Origin of the sequence: Anaerococcus tetradius ATCC 35098 (assembly GCF_000159095.1) — a bacterium.
Taxonomy (GTDB): domain Bacteria; phylum Bacillota; class Clostridia; order Tissierellales; family Peptoniphilaceae; genus Anaerococcus; species Anaerococcus tetradius.
This window is the reverse complement of sequence record NZ_GG666302.1, coordinates 2,400-22,294: the sequence shown is the minus strand read 5'-3', so window position 1 is coordinate 22,294 and position 19,895 is coordinate 2,400. Positions and strand designations below refer to the sequence as shown.

Here is a 19,895-nt window from a genome sequence, read left to right as displayed (position 1 = left end):
TCACCGACCTTTTTTATATTCTTTGCAAGTCTTTTGTTATTACATTTCTTAGTAGGTAGATGATTATTACAGTTATAACAAATTCTACTGCCAAGTAACTTGCATTATAAATTATTGAATACATCCAAGGATTTTGTCCTTCTGGGGCGTAGGATGCGAAAAATATAGCTCCAGTTAGGGTATGGGCAAGCATCCTTAGGGCAATTCCCAAAAATGTTCCATAGAAAACTGGCTTGATGCTTCTAGTTTTTTCAAACTGGCTGGCAAATATTCCAGCTAGTCCCAAAACTCCAAAGGCTACCGGATAATCGAGTAGGGCTTGGATTGGATGATAGACAGAACCACCAAAAAGCAATTGGATAAAGCCATAAACTGCACCAACGACTATTCCTTGAAGGCTTCCATGTCTTAGGGCAAAGATAATTATAGGTATCATCTCTCCAGCTGTTACTGAACCTCCTTGGGGCATAGAAAATAATTTTATATAACCTAGCACGAAAGAAAGAGCTATACAAAGTCCTCCTTCGACTAGCATTTTTACTGACCAATTTTTCTTCATAAAAAATACCTCCTTTACACGAATGTTAGCGAGGTATTCACTTACCTCCGCCAGCATTACCTGGATCAGGTTAAGGGTCTTCTCTCAGCCACTGTTTGGCACCCCTAGTGTATATTCATAATATTGTTTTTTCCTGAATTTGCAAATCAAAAGTCCTTGAGGACATCTTTTTCTACAAAACCGATGTTGCCATTGTAATCTACTAGGGCGAAATCTTTATCACTTGGATCTATCATCTTCACTATAGAGCCTTTATCCAGCTTATCGACAGCTGATTTTTTGTCCTTGTCCGAATATATCTTAGTATCCTCGGTAATCAGATAAGAAAGTTCTGGACTAAAACTATTGTCTTCATCCCTATAAGTCCTTTCTCTTATCTTTATATCCATTTTTTGGTAGGCTTCATCCTTAGCACATCCTGTAAGGCTTAAAATTATCAGTCCTAAGCCAATTATTTTCTTATTTATCGTAAATCACCCCTAAAACTTTGCAACCCATATCTTCTATGGCCTTGATTTTTCTAATTAATTTTTCCATAGATATATTCTCATTTACTACGACAATCTTGTAGTCCTCATATCTTAAACTTATGATTGGTCCAAGCCCCCTAAGACTAGATTCATTGATTAAAACGTAGTTGTAGGTGTTCTTTAGGTCGAAAATCTTTTCTTCGAAGGCATAGGAGTCGAGGATTCTATCAGATTTTTCCCTTAGAATAATAAAATCCATATCCTTATATCTTAAAATTTTGACATCCTCTTCGCTAGATTGGTATTTCTTTTCGACATTTTTATTCTCGCCCATAGAATCAATCAAGCAAAGCCCTAGGGATGTGGACATAGTTTGGGCAAGTTTTTCTGAAAAATCATAGGTCGATTTTTTAGGGTTAATCGAAGTTATACCTATGACAGCATTTTCTGTTAGGTGATTTATAGTCGACTTGGTTGTGTATATACAAGCCTTCTCATCTTCATAAATATTACCCAAGACTCTAAGACCCATATCCTCTATATCTTTCTCATCCCTTATCCTATCTGATAAAATCTCTTTGAGGATGCTTAAAAGAATACCCAAGAGTAGGCCTGCAAAAAGACCAGCCATAGAAAATATCATCCCCTTAGTAAGAGAATATTTTTCAAGCTGTGGTTTTTGTAGGTAATTAATATTATCCATATTGAGAAGTTTTAGGGCATAATTTCTAAATTCTTCTGTAATCAAAGTAAGACAATCCTTAGCCCTATCTGCGTTAGTATCAGAAAAAGTAAAACTAATTACCCCTCCTTGAGGGTTTACATCGTATTCTAAATTAGCCTTAATTTCGGAAGGAGTAAGGACACCTCCCATTTTTTTGCCTACATCTGAATAAAGATCACTTGATTCTAGAAAACCGCTATAAATATTAGCAAGCTTCTCATTTAAAATTATATTGTTATAGCTTATAGCTTGATCCTTACTTTGACCTGTAACCATGAGCATGGCTGTTGACTTATAACTTTTATATTCCTTAATTACTGTCTTATAAAAAACTAGAGCAAATAACAAGATTGCTGGAATAAGGATTAGTAAGATATTTCTTTTTGCCGATTTCAATAATTGTTCTGTAGTAATTTTTCTCATAAGTTCCTCTTTTATTTTAGTGAATGAAGTGCGTTAAGATTGCTGAAGAAAAAGTCATATGTTGGTGCTTTCGCCATCAAAAATCCTGCATAAGGCAAGATGAAGATTATTATAGCCAAAGCTATAAAGAAAAGTCCCAACTTATCATCTAGCTTCGCCTCTTTTATGATTTTCGGTATAAATATCAACTGATAGATTGTAAAGAAATTGCCAAATCTAAAGGCAACAGCAGTTGATGACCTAAAGATTAACAGTACCATAAGTCCAAACCAAATAGCCTTAGAGCTTATCTCTACGAGAGAGTATTTCTCAAAAGTATATTTAGAAAAATACATGATCGAAAATAGAAATAACATCATAGCAAAAACTATCCTCGGGTCATAAAATTTCATAGGAAAGGCAAACATTCCTCCCGAGAATACATAAGTATTTAGTTTGCTAGATATTACCCCTAAGCCAACAGCAGCTGTTATAGCCCCTACTATATTAAATACAACAATAGAAAATACTGATGTAACCAAGGCAAAGCCCATGGTAAATATCTTAATGAAGTTACCAATCCTAAAGTTAATAAGGATGAGGAAGGGTAGGACTATAAGGGCCGACTTGTGAAAAGCTACACTAAAGGCAAAAAAGAAAAGTGCCCTCAGATATTTCTTCTTAGCTAGGAAGAAAGAAGCCAGCATGCTAAGACCAATTGCCGATGCAGTCCTAGATGTTTGCATATCAAATTGGATGAAGATAGGCAAAAATATTATAACTGAAAGGAAGGGGTCAGCTGATTCTTTGATGGTGATGTAGGCTATAGGTAAAATCGAGCATAGATTCATTATAACTATAACCCACTGCCTCGATATACCAAGCATATTGATAAGAACAGCAAAAAACCTAAAGGCAAATTCTACTGGATAAGTAAAATCAAAAATCTTCCTATAGTCATCCCCCAGGTCTTTTGCAAACCACAAGTAATTGTAGTAATCTCCATCGCCCGAACCTCTTATGCCTGCAAAGACGAACATTATTAAGAACATGACTCCACAGGCTATATTCATTTGTTTTTTGTTTTTAAAATCGATGCTCTTGTTTATAAAAAAAAGAAGAAGCTCGATTGTCGTAAATAAGGCAAATCCCATAATATATTCTCTCTTGAATATATTATAACATGAAAAGACCCAAAGACTAAAGAATTTGTGATAGGATTTTACAAAAAAATACACAAATTTATCAGAAAATAAAATTTCCCAAACGAAAACCCCTCCATCCTTCTTTTGGATTTTGGGGTTTAATAACTTGTCTATAAGTATCTTTATCTGAGTGAAACTCTACCAAAGTCACAAGATACCTTTATTGATAAATCAGGATCTTCTGTACTTGTGCTAATTTCATAGCCCTTGCCATCTTGAATCTTGTTGGCAAATTTTTCTGTAATATTTATAGACTTACTTTCAACATTAGCCCTAATTATTCCATCAAAATCGCTAGTATCAACTACCATATTGCCAAAACCAGACTTTAGCGATATCTCCTTAGTGCTTTTGATATTGAAAACTCTAATAGTTCCAGCATTAGAATTGGCAATTAATTTTGAAGATCCTAGACCATCTACCCTAACATTACCATTAACTGTGGAAATATCAGCATAATCTCCACCTATATTGTAGGCATAGATTGATCCGTTGACATTGTTTATATCTATTGGACCGAACACATTCTTAATATCTATCTTACCATTGACATTAGAAACATTTACAAAAGCCTTAGTATTTATCAAAAGAATCCTACCATTTACAGTATTTAGATCTAGATTATTAAAATCAACATCTGCTATCTCGATTTTTCCGTTAACTTGGTTAATAGAAAGATCATCATAGCTACTAGCTGGTAGGCTTATTTTTAAATCACAAGTAGCTTGTATTAACTTATAGGCTTCATTTAAGTTAATTGATAGCTTATCACCAGCTACTTCTACGTTTAGGAAGTCTGAAAGGTCAGCCTTTTTTGCCCAAACATCTGCCCTAATGACTAAAGAATTATCATCTGACTTGTCAATTTCTATATCACCATTTACTATATCAATATCTATAGTCTTAATCTCATCATCTACCCTAATTTCCTTATGGGTATTATACTCGCCCTTAAAGTTAAATTGGCTTAAATCCAAAGCTTGATCAAGATCAATGGCTTGGATAGTATCAGTTGCTTTTTTTATAATACTATCAACCGCTCCTGTAATCTTGTTAGTAAGATTATCAGACTTATTCTTATTTGATCCCAGAGCTCCTAGTAAGTCACTAGCTTGTTCAACAGTGATCTTTCCTTCTTTAAGCATATTTAAAATCATTTGTTTTTCATCATTCATCTTTAAGCTCCTCTAATAGACTCTTAGCCTTCTCAGCTGTAATTTCACCATTATCTAGCATATTGAGTATATCAATCCTGCCAGCCTTCTTGTCGACCTTACCCCCAAGTTTAGAAACTATTCTATCGATTCTATTTCTTACTGTAGGATAAGATATGCCTATTTCTTCTCCCACATCCTTAATAGAACCTCTTTTTTGTAAAAATAACTCAATAAATTCTTTATCTTCTTTATCTAATCTTTGAAATTTGTCAATCTCAAACTCGCCTGTAACTTCTGTATAGCATGAATTGCATCTATAAGAGGTGATAACCATCTCATCACCACAATTTGGACATTTATTAATCATAAGACCTCCCTTTTGATAAAATTATACTCGTTCTTATATATTTGTAAAGTTAGCTTTGAATATTTTAAAATATACGGCGAAATTATTTAACATATCAATCACAACTTTCAGATGTGTGAGTTTTGCAAATAAAAATCCACAAGTCTCCTTGCGAATTTCATCAAATATATTTCCTATCCCAAAAGGATGTTGTAGTCCTTATAAGCCAGATTATTGCATTTATCATGAATGCCAAAAGCATAGCTAGACCTAAAAGATAGAGTAAATACAAAAAAGAAGGAGTCATTGAAAGGCTCTTTTTCCCTATGCTTACAGGTCCTAGGAGTAGGAAAAAGGCGACAAGCCATTTGATACTTGTCTTTAAATTTTCCTTAAAGTCTGGATATATCCTATGTCTATTTGCATATTTTTTGTTAAAATTATCTCTTCTGATTTTAATTTCTTCTCTTTCTTTGCCAGAAGAGCTTGCGATTAAGGCTGAAAAATAATGTTTCATATCGTTAACCGAGTCGGTGTATTTTCTCAAATTATTTGCTTCTTCTTTGGAAAATCCTCTGTTTAAGATTTCCCTTGTAACCATAGCCTTTGATTTATAAGTAAGTCTTTTTTCCCTAAGCCTTCTCAATTCCTCTATACTTCTTGCCTGTTTTATCAACTGATTTGTCCTTAGCTCATAAGTTCTCATAAACTCGAAAGACTTGGTAAAGGAGATTACCAATAAAAGCATTATTATAAATTGGCTTATGATTACTACAAGCTCGCTTGCCTTTAGGAAAGTTACAAGTCCCATAACAAGGCTTGGAATAAGGATTGCTACAAGTATGTAAGCTAAAAGTTTAACTATAGATCTCATTATTTATTACCCTTTCATAGATTTCTACAAGCCTTTTGCCTGTATTTATTATAGATTTATCTTCTGCCTTGGCATAGGCTAAATCACCTAGTGATTTAAGTTTACCCTCGCAAAGACCTATGATTTTTTCCCTAAAATCATCTAGGTTTTTAGCCTTATAGATGTTTATCCCATCCTCATAATCCTTCTTAAAAATTTCTATATCACGAATTATAATGTCTGCCCTAGTTGCCAAGGCTTCCAAGAGGACTATCCCCTCAGTTTCTTCGTGGGTTAAAAAAAGATAAAGGTCAGATCCACTATAGGCAAGTCTTAAATCTTCACTATTTACATAGCCTGGAAATTTTACATTAGAAGGAGCTTGATCTATTAGCTTTTTGATATTAGGACTCATCAAGGCCCTATCGAGCTTACCAAACCAGATAAATTCATATTGGGAAAGGCTTTGGGCGATTTTAATAAAATCATCAATCCCCTTTCTCTTTATAGGAAGGCCTACCGATATAATCGACTTTTTCTTATCATCAAGCTTATATTTTTCGTAAAATATTTTCCTATCACAAGCTTTCTTTTTCCAAAAATCTAGGTCGATTCCATTGGAAACTACTTCGATTTTTTTGCCAAGCTTGTAGCCTTCTAGGATATTTTTGGAATATTCACTGGGCGTAAGGATTAGGTCTCCTTGCTTGTAGGCGTGGATTAACCACTTCTTGAAAAGTGGAGCTAATTGATTAGAAAAAATAAAGGAATTTCTAAAGTCTTCCATGGTTGAATGGCCATGATAGATTACTTTCTTGCCTTTTTTATGGGCTTTTTTGGCAAAAGCTACGGACTTAGGAAAGACAGTATTGATATGAACAAGATCGTAATCGTCATTTTCATCTAAGGTAAAGTCACATCCCACTTTCTTTAGGGCAGCTATTTGATGGTCAATAGCCTTGCCTACTCCACTTTCTTTGACCAAGTCATAGTCTTTTGAATATATTAATACTTTAATGCTCATACTCAATTATTACCTTCTTGTAGATATTCTCACACTTTTGACCAAAGGCCTCTACCGAGAATTTCTCAATAGCGAAGGATCTGGCATTTTTGGATAGGTAGTTTTCAAAATCTTTATTTTCCATTATCTTTTCTAAGCTCCTATTAAAGCCTTGGAAGTCCTCATAGACATAACCGTTGTAGCCATTAATTATCACCCCATCGAGGGCCCCATCCTTCCTACAAAGGGCTGTTGTTCCATTGGCAAGGGCTTCGTAGTAGGTAAGGCCTTGGGTTTCTGAAGTTGAGCCTGATACGAAAACATCAGCCATTTGGTAGTATTTGTTTACATCCTCGGGGCTTACCATGCCTACAAATTTTACTTCCTTAGCAAAGCCACTAGCAAATTCTTTTAGTTTATCAAGATGAGGTCCTCCACCAACTACATAGAGTTTTATTTTAGGATCAGCTAGTCTTTGGTAGTAGTCGATAATCTCTTCTATGTTTTTTTCTTCTCCAATCCTTCCCAAGTAGAGGAGGATTTTCTCGTCTTTTTCGATTGATAGAAGCTCTCTTGGATTAGTCTTAATAATTTCTGGTATATGGATACCGGTAGGAACTACAGAGATTTTTTCTTCACTTATGCCATATTCCTTTAATAGGTTAGAAGTTTTCTCACTTGGAGCTATGATTGCATTGCACATATCAGAAAACTTCTTGCTGGCAAGGGCGACTGCCTTCTTGCCCATCCTCTTACTTGCTATAAAATAATGGGTGTAATCCTCATAAATTGTGTGATAGGTATGGACTATAGGAATCTTACATTCGTAGGCTAGGGTCTTTGCCATAATGAAAGTCGAAAATTCACATTGGGAGTGAATTATATCAGGTCCCCATTTTTTTATTTCTTTTATGTAAGTTTTTGATAAGAGATTAGTTACTCTTGCTTCGGGGTAGATTTTTCTTGCTGATAGGCTTCCTATATAGTAAATATTTCCTGACCTATATGATTTTATAGTATTAGAAAGAGTCAAGATTTTAACATCGTGGCCCTGTTTTTCTAAATATTCTTTTAAATTTAAAACCGACCTTACTACTCCATTGATAACAGGATAGTACCAGTCGCTAGTGATTAATATTTTCATAAGTACCTCCTTATAAGGATAACATAAATAAAACAATTTACAAAGACTCGTTTAATAATTTATGATTGGTATAATAGAAGCTAGCGAGGTGAAATATGGGAGCATTAATAATTACCGATACCCTACTTTTTGTTTTTAGTATTTATATTGGAGTTTTTCTTATAAACTTCCACTCAGCCTATCCAGAGATGACTGTCGGTTTTCATGTATGGGAAGTCTGCTATTCAAAAAAGACTTGGACCTATGGCAATAAATTAGCTGGCAAAATAGCCATACTTTTAGGAATTGTATTTTTTGCTATAATTTTTCCCCTATGCCTATACATCGGATCAAACAGGAACTATCTTGCCATCCTTATAACAGGACTTGTGGTCTTGTATCTAATCTCATTATTCACCATAGTTAAGCTTTGGATGAGAAAGAAATTCTCCCTTAAAGATAAATAAGTAACTTTTACTTAAAAACCGAAAACATAGGCTTATGTTCTCGGTTTCTTTTTTTATTTATCAATTTTATCAAACAAGGAATTAATTTCCATTTTTTGGGAGTAGGGACTAAGCCTTACATATACATCTGCTCCCCTTTTAGAAAAGTCCTCGAAAATTTTCAAATCTTTATCATCTACTGCTACTTGATCAGTAAGGGCCTTTTTTCCTATGGCCATGTGAATTATGCCTATGTTTACTTCTGGAATTTCTATATTTTCTTGGCTGATTTTTTCCAAATCGCTGGCACTATCTACTATGAGAAAGACATCCTCGTCGTAATTTTTAAGAAAAGATCCTACCTCGCCCACCTTTAAATAAAAGGCAGAAATTCCTTCAGGTATGGTAAGGTCCATGACTTTTTTTCTAAAATCATCCAAGCTTACTTCATCATTGGCTATTATTACAGTTTTTGTATCAAGTTCCTTAGACCAAACTTCTACGACCTTGCCATGGGATAGGCGTGAATCTATCCTACAAAGCTTGACTTTACCCACTACATCCTCCTTATATCTTTTATTTCACTCGGATCATCTATAATAAGATTTGGCTTCTCCTTCATAAGTATTGCCTTATCTCTAAAACCCCAAGCACATCCTATTGTAAATATCCCAGCGTTTTTACCGCATTTCATATCGACTTCACTATCACCAAAATAAAGGATATCAGAAAAATCTACTCCAAATCTTTCCTTTATAATAATAATTCCCTCAGCCGATGGTTTTCTCTTGTAACTTTCCTTATAGCCTAAAATAAAATCAAAGTAATCTTTACCAAAAACAGCCTTTATAACCTTATTGGAGGTTGAATCTGGCTTGTTGGAAAAGCAAGTTATAATTTCTCCTCTTTTTTTGATGGCATCTAAGCTTTCCCTAATTCCATCATAAGGCTTTAATAGGTAGGTCGGATCATCGTCATAGGCCTTGTTGTAGAAATCCAAGATTTCTTTTCTGTAGGAAGGATTATTGTCTGCCCCAACAAAATCCAAGGTTTTTTCTATCAAAACAACTGGCCCATTTCCGACAAACTCCCTAACCTTAGTCTTGGAAATTTCTCCTAGCTTATATTTTTCTAAAGTCTTGTTTATATAAAAATTTATTGACTCTATTGTATTTAACAAAGTTCCGTCTATATCAAATATATACATAATCTCTCCTCGTCTCTCTTCTCTATCACTCTACCTGTTTTTTATTGATTTTGTTATAAAAATTTCTATTCATTTGCCGATTGGGTATAATAGAATAAAGTAAATTAAATCGAGGAGATTATGAAAGAATATAGAAATTTAAGTCTGCTTAGTGATTTTTATGAATTTACTATGGCAAACGCTTATTTTAATAATGGTATGAAAGATACCACAGCAGTATTCGATGCCTATTACAGGAATAATCCAGATGGCGCAGGTTTTTCGATTTTTGCTGGACTAAATGACATAATATCTTATGTCAAAAACCTAAGCTTTAGTGATGAGGATATCGAGTATTTTAGAGAAAACTCAGATTTTTCCGAGGGCTTTCTTGAATATTTGAGAAATTTCAAATTCACAGGTGATATTTGGGCCTTCCCTGAAGGATCTGTTATGTTTCCAAACGAGCCTATAGTTACTGTCAAAGCTCCAATTATCGAATGTTCCATATTAGAAACTTATCTACTCCTATCAATGAACTTCAATTCCCTAGTTGCTACAAAGACAAATAGAATTGTAAGGGCAGCAGGAAATAGATTAGTTATGGAATTTGGTGCAAGACGTGCCCAAGGGGCTGACGCTTCTATTAATGGAGCAAGAGCAGCCTATATTGGTGGAGCACCTATTACAAGTAACACTTACTCAGCCAAAAAATACAACTTTAAGGCTGGAGGAACTATGGCCCACTCTTGGATTCAAGCCTTCCCTAGTGAGTACGAAGCCTTTAAGACTTATGCTAAAGCCTATCCAAACAATTGTATCCTTCTAATAGATACCTACGATACCCTTCACTCAGGTCTTCCTAATGCCATGAGAGTCTTTAGAGAAGAGCTTGTGCCAAAGGGAATTTCTGGAGGAGTTAGAATAGATTCAGGCGACTTGGCCTACCTATCTAAGGAAATTAGAAAAATCTTGGATGAAAATGGCTTTACTGATGCCAAAATCGTAGCAAGTAACTCCCTAGATGAATTTAAAATCGAATCCCTCCTTTCCCAAGGAGCAAGAATCGACTCTTTCGGTATAGGCGAAAGACTAATAACTGCCAAGTCAGACCCAGTCTTTGGTGGAGTTTATAAGCTTGTTGGAATAGAAGTCGATGGAAATATCCAAGCAAAGATCAAGGTTTCTGAGAATGTAGAAAAAATTACAACCCCAGGCGAAAAGAGAGTTTACAGGCTCTATGACAAAAAAACTGGCAAGGCTGAAGCTGATTATATAGCCCTTGACCATGAAATAGTCGATGACTCAAAGCCAATGGTAATCTTTGATCCTCTCTTTACTTGGAAGATGAAGAGAATGGAAGACTACACAGCCCGCAAGATGCAGGTAAAAGTTTTCGAAGCTGGTAAGTTGATATACGAAAATCCAAGTCTTGATGAAATAGCGACCTACTCCAAAGCCGAAGTAGCTAGCCTTTGGGATGAGGTTAAAAGATTCGACCAACCTCACAACTACTATGTCGACCTTTCCCAAGAACTCTGGAACTTAAAACAAAACTTAATACTTGAAGCAAAAAGAAAATAAAAAAAATCGGAGCTTATGTAGGTCTTACACAAGCTCCTTTTTCATGCTTAATTTAATTGCTAGCTTCCTTTAAGGCTTCCTTAGCTAAAACATAGCCACCTATTAGGCCTGCTTCATTGCCTAACTCTGGGAAAACTATATAGTCATCCGCCCTAGGGATATCTATATATTTATTGTCTAGCTTATCAAATTCACGTCTTATTTTTTCAATCATGCCTTCCTTATTGGCAACTCCTCCTCCTATTATAATTATATGAGGTCTTAGAATCATAGTTATACTCATTAGTCCCTTGGCTATATATTTGGCGAGGATATCAAAGGCTGGATCGTCCTTATCTAGATTTTCTCCCCTATCCCCTGCCCTTAGTTCGAGGGCTGGCCCTGCACAAAGTCCTTCAAAGCAAGAATCGTGGAAGTCGCAGAAGCTTTCAACTTCATCATCTTTTTCTCTTGCGATTTCTATATGGCCCATCTCTGGATGAGAGAAGCCTTGAAGCAAGATACCATCTTGGATATAAGATCCACCTACGCCAGTACCTATTGTTATATAAACAGAAGATCTCTTATCCTTAGCTGCTCCGTACTCATATTCGCCTATTCCACTTGCCCCAACATCCGTTGTAAAGCCCATAGGAAGGTCTATTTCCTTTTTGATTGAACCCAAGAGATCAAAATTTCTCCAAAGTTTTTTAGGAGTTTCCAAGACATAACCGTAGGTCTTTGACTCTTTATCCACATCTATAGGGCCGAAGGCTCCTATGCCTATACTTTTTACAGGATTTTGCCCTAAAAATTCCACAACTTCCTTCATATTTTCTTCTGGATTTCCTGTCTTGATCCTAATTTCTTTTACAATATTACCCAAGTCATCTAACACTGCACATCTAATTTTCGTTCCGCCTAATTCAATTGATCCGTACATGCTTTCTCCTTTTTATCCTTGCGATCTAAAATCATAATAAGTTATTATGAGGGATGCTTCTGGCTTAAAGCCTCATAGATTCCTTCCAAAACCCTAGAAGTCTTAACCCCTATTTGCTCATAGCTATCTGGGCTTGATTCTTTAAGAACTGAAATCTTACAAGCCAAACTTTTATCATAAAACTCTCTTGCCACAAGAAAATCTTCATCAATTGCTAATCTTACCGCCTTTAATAAGTAGCTTAGGGCTGTAAAGAAGCAATCAACCTCCCTAAATAGACTCTGATTTGTATAATTTTTATAATAAGAATCTATAGCAGCAAGCTTTCTATCAAGTAAGGCCTTCAACTTTTCAAAATCTCCTTTTTTGTAGGCTTCGTTGATTTGTGCATCTTCTAAATATTTTTTACCTTCAAACTTATCGTAGACGCCTGAGCCAAAAAAGGAGTCCGCAATTATAAAAAGCTCATGGCAAACGGCCTTATCTAGGTAGGAAAGGGCTTTTTTGAAAGATTGCCTAGGCTCATAGCCTTCTGGATCTTTTATAAAATCCCCTATTTGATAAATTTCAAGCTTGCTTAACTCTGCTTGATTCATAGGATTAGATAGGATTGATTCACAATTTAGGTCGGTCGAATCATAAAACTCAAAGACCTCCATAAAAATTTGATCTCTTAGATAATCATTGACTGGCCAGTTAAACCAAATATTTGCCTTCTTTCCACTTAATTTCATAAAACTATCGTTAGATGACCTAGAAAGAGGAACTACTACATGAGAACCTGTCCACATTATAGATAAATTGTCCAAGTCCCTAAAAATCTTATGATATTCTTCTCCCTTTTCATCAGTCCAAGCGCCGTTATACCAAGGATGGACAAAAAGCAAGTTCTTATTTTCAAAAGATTCTATATGTTTTAGGATATCCTTAACCATTCTTAAATGTTCATATCTTTGTTCATAGGCAAGATCCCTGTCAATATCATCCATACAAAGAGCAAAAGATTTTACACCAGCCTCATGAAGGCTATCATATTTGGCAAAAAGCCTCGCCATTTCTTCTTCATAAAAGTTAAAATCAATCAAGTTTTGTCCAGGATGAATTGCCCAAACGAAGTCTATGCCTTTTTTCTCGGAAAGGCTTTCAAGTTTACTAATCTCAGCTAATTTATCATCCGGATAAGCTTCTCTCCATTTAATATTGTGGTAGGGATCATCCTTTGGCGCATAGACGTACTGATTCATTCCGATGGCAGAAAGAAATTCTATCATCGACATTCTTTCTTCAAAGCTCCATGGAATCCCATAGAAGCCTTCAATAACTCCTCTTTTTTCTAGCATAATTACTCCTCTTCCAATAAAGTAGTCGGATAGGACTCTATAAGGCTAAGTTCTCCTTTGATTTCAAATTTATCGCAAAATTTGCTAAGTATAAAAAAATCACCCTTTTTTATCCCATAAAACCTGCCATCTATATATATTTCTCCTTTTCCATCTACGAGACTAAAAAGACTATAAGGCTTATCCTTAATGAACTTATTTTTTCCCCTAAGCTTGTATTCAAGAACAGAAAAATACTCATTTTCCGTCAAAATCCTTCCCCTCATATTAGCTTGGCTGAAGGATTTAATCTCAGTGTCATTTTCATTTATCTTTATTGCTTCTTTGGCCTTATCTAGGTGAAGCTCTCTTAGCAAGCCATCCTTATCTGTCCTATCATAATCATAAAGCCTATAAGTCAAATCACTGGCCTGTTGGATTTCAAGAATTAAGGAGCCCTTTTTTATAGCATGGACAGTGCCCGCCTTAACAAAGAAAAAGTTTCCCTTTTTTGTAGGAACTTCCCTAAGTAGGTCTTTCCATCTTCTCTCATCAATTAATTTTAAAGCAAGATTCTTATCCCTTGTCTTTAGCCCATAGATTATTGAAGCAGCTTTTTCATTTAAGATATACCAACATTCGGTCTTTCCCCTAGAATTTTCAAGCCTTTGGGCCATTTCATCATCTGGATGAACTTGGATGGATAAGTCGTCATTGGCATCTATTATCTTTACTAGGAGGGGGAAAGTTTCTTCCTTAGGATTTCCAAAAAGCTCCTTGTGATTTTTATAGACCTCTTCTAAGCTTTCACCTTTGAATTGCCCATTTTTAATTACAGAACTCATATCTCCCATAGCCGATATAGCCCAATACTCTCCCGTCTTATCTGATGGGATTTCATAAAACTGTCTAAGCGTACTTCCTCCCCAGATTTTTTCTCTGAATTTACCTTCCAAAAATAGAATTTTTTCCATCAATTCCCTCCTTACTCTTTCTTACTTCTATATTATTATAAATCTTAAAAAAAGTAAAAGAAAAAGGACCCGAAGGTCCAAGATTTCTATTTAGCAAGAGAGCCCATAGGATCCCATGGTTTTAGGTGGATTGGTTCTTTCTCCCAAGCCTTTTTTTGATCATCGGTTAGATATTTCTTATCAACAGCTATTTGATACATATATTCATTAAACCACTCATCGCTCATTACGAGATAGCCCTTGTTGCCTGCACGATCTCCCCAAGAGTTTTCTATTTTCCATCTTATAGGATTACCCTCATCATCAAGGTCAACTCCAGTAAAGACCATAGCGTGAGTCATAAGACTTTCTGAATAATCTAGTCTATCTTCCTTGGTCATAGCAAAGTCTAGACCGAATAACTCTTCTAGCTTGAAGGCCTTGGTTGATAGGATTCCTTCTTTTCTTACAAAGCTTTGGCCAACATCACAACCCATCCATACAGGATATCCATCTTCAAGTTGTCTGATAGCTGCTTTTTTTAACTCATCAATAGGAAGGTTTAGGTATTTAACAGGCTTACCTTCGCAAACATTGCCGAGATAATCAACTGTGAAGGTTTCATTAAATGGCTTATCAGCTGTTGGGGCATTGATTAGGGATACGAAATCATCTATGTTCATCTTCACATATTTATCGAAAAATTCCTTAGGGCTTAGGTTCTTATCGCAGATATAATTGTCATCCTTATCCCTAGCTTCAAAGTCTATTGTCTTTGGTGGAGTTCCAAGGATAAGAGTTAGAGCCCTATATATATCCTCATTAAAGCCATCTTTCATCTTTTCTAATTCTTCTAGGCTTTTTCCCTCTTGGTGAGCCTTTCTCAAATCTTTGGCAAAAGACCTCAACATCTTTGTAAGATAGGAGTCCATTTCCCTTGTAGATGATGAAGCATTTACTTCAGGCATGGCGTATTTTGGAACAACTCCATATTTGTTAACCAAATTTACAAACATATCCCATTGACCACCATCTCCCAAAGGATCAGCAAGGATATGTTTTACAAGTCTTCCTTGGAGGTCCTCATCCAAGGTTTTGATAATTGATTCTAGAAAATAGTTGCTCTTTTCTAGCTTATCAAAAAATAAAGGATAGGCTTGAGAAAGCTCAAAGGTTTCTAGCTTATAGTCTTTTATAATCCTATATCTCATAGTATTTAGGGCAGAAAACATCCAACAACGACCAGATTGCTTTTGATCTGTAATTTCCCCTTGCTTTAGCTCAAGTGAAAATGAGTGACGCATATCTTTGATTACATCAGGATCTAGGACAGATTCTGTAATACCATTTCTTGTAACTGCACTTTGACCTATAACATTGGCCCTGTCGGCATAAAATTTCTTATCTAAGTCTTTAAATTTTTCTTTATTAATCATTTTTTCACCTCCATATTATTTTACCTAAAAGAAGAATAATTGATAGTTATTATTAGTTAGATTTTTTCCAAATAAGATAAAGTTTCTCTTATGTGACCATCTGGAAGGTCGTCTATATTAGTAAAGGCTACTCCCATTACGACTACTATATATTCCTTGCCATCTTTCTTAGCTAGTGTCGCCCAGCAAAGGCCAGCATTATCAGTAGTCCCACTTTTGCCACCAATAATTTCAAAGCCATTTTCGTCATAGTCTTTAAGGTGACTAAAAATTGTACTTGCTATATGAAGTCCATCCGGATGTTCGTTAGTTGGACTTGATAGAAACTCCTTCTTTGTAAAAATCGCCCTAAAATTTCCATCTTCCAAAGAAGCTTTTATAAGCATGGCACAATCCCTAGCTGATTGATAGTTCTTTTCATCATCCATCCCATCAGCATTGGCATAAGACGTGTTAGTAAGCTTTAACTCCTTTGCCTTATCATTCATTAGCCTTACAAAATCATCAACAGACCCACTGACATTAATAGCCAAAGAGTCGCAAGCCTCAGCCCCTGAGGCAAGTATTGTCCCATAAAGCAGATCCCTATAAGTTGTAGTTTCATTAGCCCTAAAACCTGCCATAGAAGCATTAGCATTAACAGCATCCATATAGGCATCATAATCAATGGGAGCAAGTGCCCCTAGGTCTGTAATATGCTCAAGACTTACTAAGGCTGTCATTATTTTTGTAAGGGAGGCCATGGGCAAGGGCTCATCAGCATTCTTAGCATAGACCTCCTTATCGTCGGTCAAATTATAAATATAGACTGCCTTGCTTGTAAAACTATCATCATGAAATCTCTCATCCTTATTCGATAAATACTTTTTCCCAAATACCAGCCCTACAATTATTAAAACACCAAGGGCAAGTACCCCTATTTTTTTCTTCATTAAGCTACCTTCTTTCTAACATTTTAGTCTTAGGCAAATATTTATGTCTTCTACTTATTATACGCCTCATAAACTCTTTAATAAGAATTTATTCGTAAAAATTCCCATAAGAAAAGGATTATCGCTAATGGCTAGTCGATAATCCCTGCCTTATATATTCTATTAAACACTAGCTTGGGCTAGGACTTTTCTATCGCTTAGCTTTTGCCTAGAAATAATATATTTTCTTAGTCTTAGAACAACATAAGAAACATAAACTAGAGTATATACTATGATAGAAAGTCTGTTCTTTTCTACATTCATTGAAAATAGAAGCATAACATGGATGTAGATTAAGATAAAGAAAGGATAGGCTAATCTTTGCAATCTCTTCCAGCTTTTTGCCTTCATTTTTTTCCTTACACACTTAAAAGATGTAATAAAAAGCGGAATCATAAGGCAAATCAAAATCAAACTTATAATTGCTGCAATCTTTACTTGTGCTGGCATAAATGATGGCTTTTTGAATAAATTAACAAAGTAAACTACCCCAAAAATAATATTGTGGGTCAAAGCCATAAGACAAGCTATAATTGACATCTCCCCTCTTATGGTGAAAAATGTCTTGCTTAGCTTGTTGTGCTTGGTAAATACCCCTATAAACATTATTATTATGAACATAGAAGTCGATATAACTCCCCTTTGGAAAAGGTCTATATAAAACTTTCCAATAGGAGATAAATTCTTATAATAGCCTAGGGCATTAATACCAATCATAAGAAGGATCATAGCATAAAATCCAACATAAAAGGCAAGGCTATATTTTTTTAACATATCGCTAGTTAAGTAGAAAAAGATTCCACTTAATAACAGCCCTGTAATTAAATTCATTTTTCCTCCTTTTTATTTAAAATTTTGCTGCAAGACCCCAAATGAGTCTTGCAGCTAATATTCTCTAAGAAACAACTACTAAAATTGTTACTGTGGATTCTTTTCCTACGTTTTTTGACTTAACCTTCATCCTTATCCTATAGTTTCCTTTACTTTGCATATTTGGAGTTGATAGAGGTTCTATTGATACACTTCCATCATCTGGTAAGTTTGTGATTAAGTTCATATAGTCATCTACAGTTGGAGCAGGATCACCGACATTTTTCTCAATTTTCCTTGCACTCCAAGTTGGATTGAACATCGCATCTCCATCTTCGCCTTCATCCATGGCAGATGTTCCGTCTCTATCCTTATCTTGGTAGACTGTAAGCTTTAGAGTTCTCTTGATAGCTTTACCATCTTTCTTTCCATAAATGGTAATTGGATACTCTTTCATAGAGGCAAAGCTATCTTCGCTATAAAGTTGTCCACTTATGCTACCATCTGCAAAGTCAAGACCTTCTGGTAGACCTTCTACATCTTCTATAGTTACTCCTTGACCTGCATTAATTGTTATAGGACTTATTTCCTTATAATTAATGTAAGATGCGGCTATATTCGCATTAATATCACTAGCTCCTACTTCCTTTGCATCTTTTGGTATTTCATAATCTGAGCCTTCACCGCTTTCATCATCTGGTTTTTCTACACCTGGTTTAGATTCTGAAGCTCCATCTTTTTCGAATGTGATATAGAGAGCAAAGTTAGCATTTGGATTGTCTGTTGCTACATCTTTACCCTTTAGGAAGGTGTATTTAAAGTCATAGTCTTTAATTGGGCTAGTGCAAGTGTAGTCATAGGTCTTGCCAGATTTTGTTTTGAGTCTGAAGCTTGCGATTTTTCCACGATTTGCATCGTTGATTTTGATTGTTTGCCTGTAAGAAACATTGTTAGGATTTTCTTTAGACATAGCTGGGCTTGTTAATTCTTGCCAATTACCATCACCAAATTTATATTCCATGGCTACTATATAGTCATCGCTGTATGTTTCAAATTGGATAGCGAAGTCTGTGCTTCTCATTGAGCCCTTGTGGGTAACATCAGCAATTATAGCTTGATTCATCTCTTCATTTGTTAGTCGAGTATTGTTTTCAAGTGTTTTGCCTGTATCCCTGTCTTTTATTTCTATGCCCTTAGCTTTGAAGTCCTTGTATTCAACAACTTCCTTTTTGCCGTCTTTGTGTACAAGTTCAAGTTTTAAGCGACTTAGGTCCAAGGCCTTTGATCTATCTTGTTTTAGAACTCTTTGACCTGTTATTCCATTTACATCACTTGGTTCTATTATATTGATTTCTTTGATGTCATTTCCAGTTTCCTTATCATGAGCTGACATTCTTAGGGCGTTATCTACTGATTGACCAAGACCTCCTGATGTTAGGGTTGCACCTGTAACAGCATCTAGCATTTCTTTGCCTTCTCCTCCAATAGTACCAGCCATAAATTCTCTAACTATTGGTGAGATCAATTCTGGTCTTCTTAGGTCTTTAATTTTCTTGGCGTAATTTTCACCTAGGAGTTCTTCGGCCTTCTTCTTTCTCTTATCCATATCTTCAACTGCCATGATTTGGTTTACATAGTTTTCGTGAGCTCTTAGGATTGCGACATTTTTCTTGCCATTAACCCCAGCTAGATATGGGATAGCCTTTGATGACATAGTCCTATATTGGTCACCAGAATATCCCTTACCTTCAACAAAGGTTACATTCTTGATATCCCCATGGTCTATTTCTACTATTGTCTTTAGCTTTCCTCTAGATAAATCAAAACCTACTCCGTAGCCCATAAATTCTCCATTGAGAAGCTTTGATCTGATGGCTAGACTATCTATAGTTTTTTCCAACTGATCTTTTGGATCTGGTTTAGCTTTAGCCGCTTTTAATTTTACAGTTATGGACTTGTGGGAAACTCCATCTACATGAGTTGAAGTGAATTTAAGCCTTGCTATAGTTTGTTTATCCTTAGCATTCATATCAGGTTTCTTTACTACTTCTATTGTTACAGAACCATCATCTGGAATATTCTTGAACAACTTCTTGTAATCTTCGATGCTTGGTTCATCGCCACCAATAAAAGCAGTCAAGCATTGGTCATTACGTGTTTCTCCCTTAAATTCAGGATTGAACATCACATCTCCATCTTCGCCTTCTTCCATGGCAGATGTTCCGTCCCTATCCTTATCTTGGTAGACTGTAAGCTTTAGAGTTCTCTTTATAGCTTTACCATCTTTCTTTCCATAAATGGTAATTGGATACTCTTTCATAGAGCCAAAGCTGTCTTCGCTATAAAGTAGACCTGTTATGCTTCCATCTACAAAGTCAAGACCATCTGGTAGGCCATCTACGTATTCGATAGTTACTCCTTGACCT

Annotated in this window: 20 protein-coding genes and 1 riboswitch; of the genes, 2 read left to right on the top strand and 18 right to left on the bottom strand. The window is 35.5% G+C overall.

What is annotated here, in order from left to right; translation table 11 throughout:
* Nucleotides 1-13: 13 nt before the first annotated feature.
* The 9 genes from thiT to HMPREF0077_RS08375 form a co-directional block, all read right to left on the bottom strand.
* On the bottom strand, nucleotides 14-559 hold the full coding sequence (gene thiT, locus HMPREF0077_RS08415) for an energy-coupled thiamine transporter ThiT (protein ID WP_004837588.1): 546 nt from the start codon (nucleotides 557-559) through the stop codon (nucleotides 14-16).
* Between the two features lie 25 nt (nucleotides 560-584).
* A riboswitch (TPP riboswitch) is annotated at nucleotides 585-675 on the bottom strand.
* Nucleotides 676-705: 30 nt separating this feature from the next.
* Nucleotides 706-948, bottom strand: a complete 243-nt coding sequence (locus HMPREF0077_RS08410; RefSeq protein WP_004837587.1) for a hypothetical protein — start codon at nucleotides 946-948, stop codon at nucleotides 706-708.
* A gap of 70 nt (nucleotides 949-1,018) precedes the next feature.
* Nucleotides 1,019-2,176: a YveK family protein gene (locus HMPREF0077_RS08405; protein WP_004837586.1), complete on the bottom strand. Its 1,158-nt coding sequence runs from the start codon at nucleotides 2,174-2,176 to the stop codon at nucleotides 1,019-1,021.
* Between the two features lie 11 nt (nucleotides 2,177-2,187).
* A complete protein-coding gene (locus HMPREF0077_RS08400) occupies nucleotides 2,188-3,309 on the bottom strand; it encodes an EpsG family protein (RefSeq protein ID WP_004837585.1) in 1,122 nt (373 codons plus the stop codon).
* 173 nt (nucleotides 3,310-3,482) lie between these two features.
* Nucleotides 3,483-4,535 carry a DUF4097 family beta strand repeat-containing protein gene (locus HMPREF0077_RS08395; protein WP_004837584.1) on the bottom strand — a complete coding sequence of 351 codons (1,053 nt, stop codon included), beginning with the start codon at nucleotides 4,533-4,535 and terminating at the stop codon, nucleotides 3,483-3,485.
* The gene (locus HMPREF0077_RS08390; protein ID WP_004837583.1) at nucleotides 4,528-4,884 is read right to left on the bottom strand and encodes a DUF2089 domain-containing protein; all 357 of its coding nucleotides are present in this window, start codon (nucleotides 4,882-4,884) and stop codon (nucleotides 4,528-4,530) included. Before HMPREF0077_RS08390 ends, HMPREF0077_RS08395 begins: the two co-directional genes overlap by 8 nt.
* A gap of 160 nt (nucleotides 4,885-5,044) precedes the next feature.
* Nucleotides 5,045-5,737 (bottom strand): hypothetical protein, encoded by a 693-nt coding sequence (locus tag HMPREF0077_RS08385; protein ID WP_004837582.1) that lies wholly within the window; start codon nucleotides 5,735-5,737, stop codon nucleotides 5,045-5,047.
* Entirely contained in the window at nucleotides 5,721-6,734 is a 1,014-nt protein-coding gene (locus HMPREF0077_RS08380; RefSeq protein ID WP_040349660.1) for an LTA glycolipid anchor biosynthesis glycosyltransferase, IagA/BgsA family, read from the bottom strand. Before HMPREF0077_RS08380 ends, HMPREF0077_RS08385 begins: the two co-directional genes overlap by 17 nt.
* Entirely contained in the window at nucleotides 6,730-7,863 is a 1,134-nt protein-coding gene (locus HMPREF0077_RS08375; protein WP_004837580.1) for a glycosyltransferase, read from the bottom strand. The genes HMPREF0077_RS08380 and HMPREF0077_RS08375 overlap by 5 nt, the downstream gene beginning before the upstream one ends.
* Nucleotides 7,864-7,958: 95 nt before the next feature.
* Between HMPREF0077_RS08375 and HMPREF0077_RS08370 the strand changes: the two genes are divergently transcribed.
* Nucleotides 7,959-8,309, top strand: a complete 351-nt coding sequence (locus HMPREF0077_RS08370) for an SdpI family protein (protein ID WP_004837579.1) — start codon at nucleotides 7,959-7,961, stop codon at nucleotides 8,307-8,309.
* Between the two features lie 53 nt (nucleotides 8,310-8,362).
* Here the strand turns inward: HMPREF0077_RS08370 and HMPREF0077_RS08365 are convergent, their stop codons facing one another.
* Both HMPREF0077_RS08365 and HMPREF0077_RS08360 read right to left on the bottom strand, forming a co-directional pair.
* Entirely contained in the window at nucleotides 8,363-8,845 is a 483-nt protein-coding gene (locus tag HMPREF0077_RS08365; protein ID WP_004837578.1) for a PTS sugar transporter subunit IIB, read from the bottom strand.
* Nucleotides 8,845-9,495 carry an HAD family hydrolase gene (locus HMPREF0077_RS08360; RefSeq protein WP_004837577.1) on the bottom strand — a complete coding sequence of 217 codons (651 nt, stop codon included), beginning with the start codon at nucleotides 9,493-9,495 and terminating at the stop codon, nucleotides 8,845-8,847. The genes HMPREF0077_RS08365 and HMPREF0077_RS08360 overlap by 1 nt, the downstream gene beginning before the upstream one ends.
* 120 nt (nucleotides 9,496-9,615) lie before the next feature.
* On the opposite strand from HMPREF0077_RS08360, the gene HMPREF0077_RS08355 reads away from it, so the two are divergent.
* The gene (locus tag HMPREF0077_RS08355) at nucleotides 9,616-11,058 is read left to right on the top strand and encodes a nicotinate phosphoribosyltransferase (protein ID WP_004837576.1); all 1,443 of its coding nucleotides are present in this window, start codon (nucleotides 9,616-9,618) and stop codon (nucleotides 11,056-11,058) included.
* A gap of 52 nt (nucleotides 11,059-11,110) precedes the next feature.
* On the opposite strand, the gene HMPREF0077_RS08350 is transcribed toward HMPREF0077_RS08355, so the two are convergent.
* From HMPREF0077_RS08350 to HMPREF0077_RS10805, 7 genes are all read right to left on the bottom strand, one after another.
* Nucleotides 11,111-11,980 (bottom strand): ROK family protein, encoded by an 870-nt coding sequence (locus HMPREF0077_RS08350; protein ID WP_004837575.1) that lies wholly within the window; start codon nucleotides 11,978-11,980, stop codon nucleotides 11,111-11,113.
* Nucleotides 11,981-12,024: 44 nt separating this feature from the next.
* Nucleotides 12,025-13,320, bottom strand: a complete 1,296-nt coding sequence (locus tag HMPREF0077_RS08345) for a beta-N-acetylglucosaminidase domain-containing protein (protein ID WP_004837574.1) — start codon at nucleotides 13,318-13,320, stop codon at nucleotides 12,025-12,027.
* 2 nt (nucleotides 13,321-13,322) lie between these two features.
* Nucleotides 13,323-14,273, bottom strand: a complete 951-nt coding sequence (gene manA, locus HMPREF0077_RS08340; RefSeq protein ID WP_004837573.1) for a mannose-6-phosphate isomerase, class I — start codon at nucleotides 14,271-14,273, stop codon at nucleotides 13,323-13,325.
* 86 nt (nucleotides 14,274-14,359) lie between these two features.
* Complete coding sequence (locus HMPREF0077_RS08335; protein ID WP_004837571.1) at nucleotides 14,360-15,688, bottom strand: C1 family peptidase; 1,329 nt, start codon at nucleotides 15,686-15,688, stop codon at nucleotides 14,360-14,362.
* A 56-nt stretch (nucleotides 15,689-15,744) separates the two neighbouring features.
* Nucleotides 15,745-16,620 carry a D-alanyl-D-alanine carboxypeptidase family protein gene (locus tag HMPREF0077_RS08330; protein ID WP_004837570.1) on the bottom strand — a complete coding sequence of 292 codons (876 nt, stop codon included), beginning with the start codon at nucleotides 16,618-16,620 and terminating at the stop codon, nucleotides 15,745-15,747.
* Nucleotides 16,621-16,782: 162 nt separating this feature from the next.
* Nucleotides 16,783-17,490, bottom strand: coding sequence for a ferric reductase-like transmembrane domain-containing protein (locus HMPREF0077_RS08325; RefSeq protein ID WP_004837569.1), 708 nt, complete (start codon nucleotides 17,488-17,490; stop codon nucleotides 16,783-16,785).
* A gap of 64 nt (nucleotides 17,491-17,554) precedes the next feature.
* Nucleotides 17,555-19,895: FMN-binding protein (locus HMPREF0077_RS10805; protein WP_169304257.1), on the bottom strand; the 2,341-nt coding region annotated here is incomplete at its 5' end.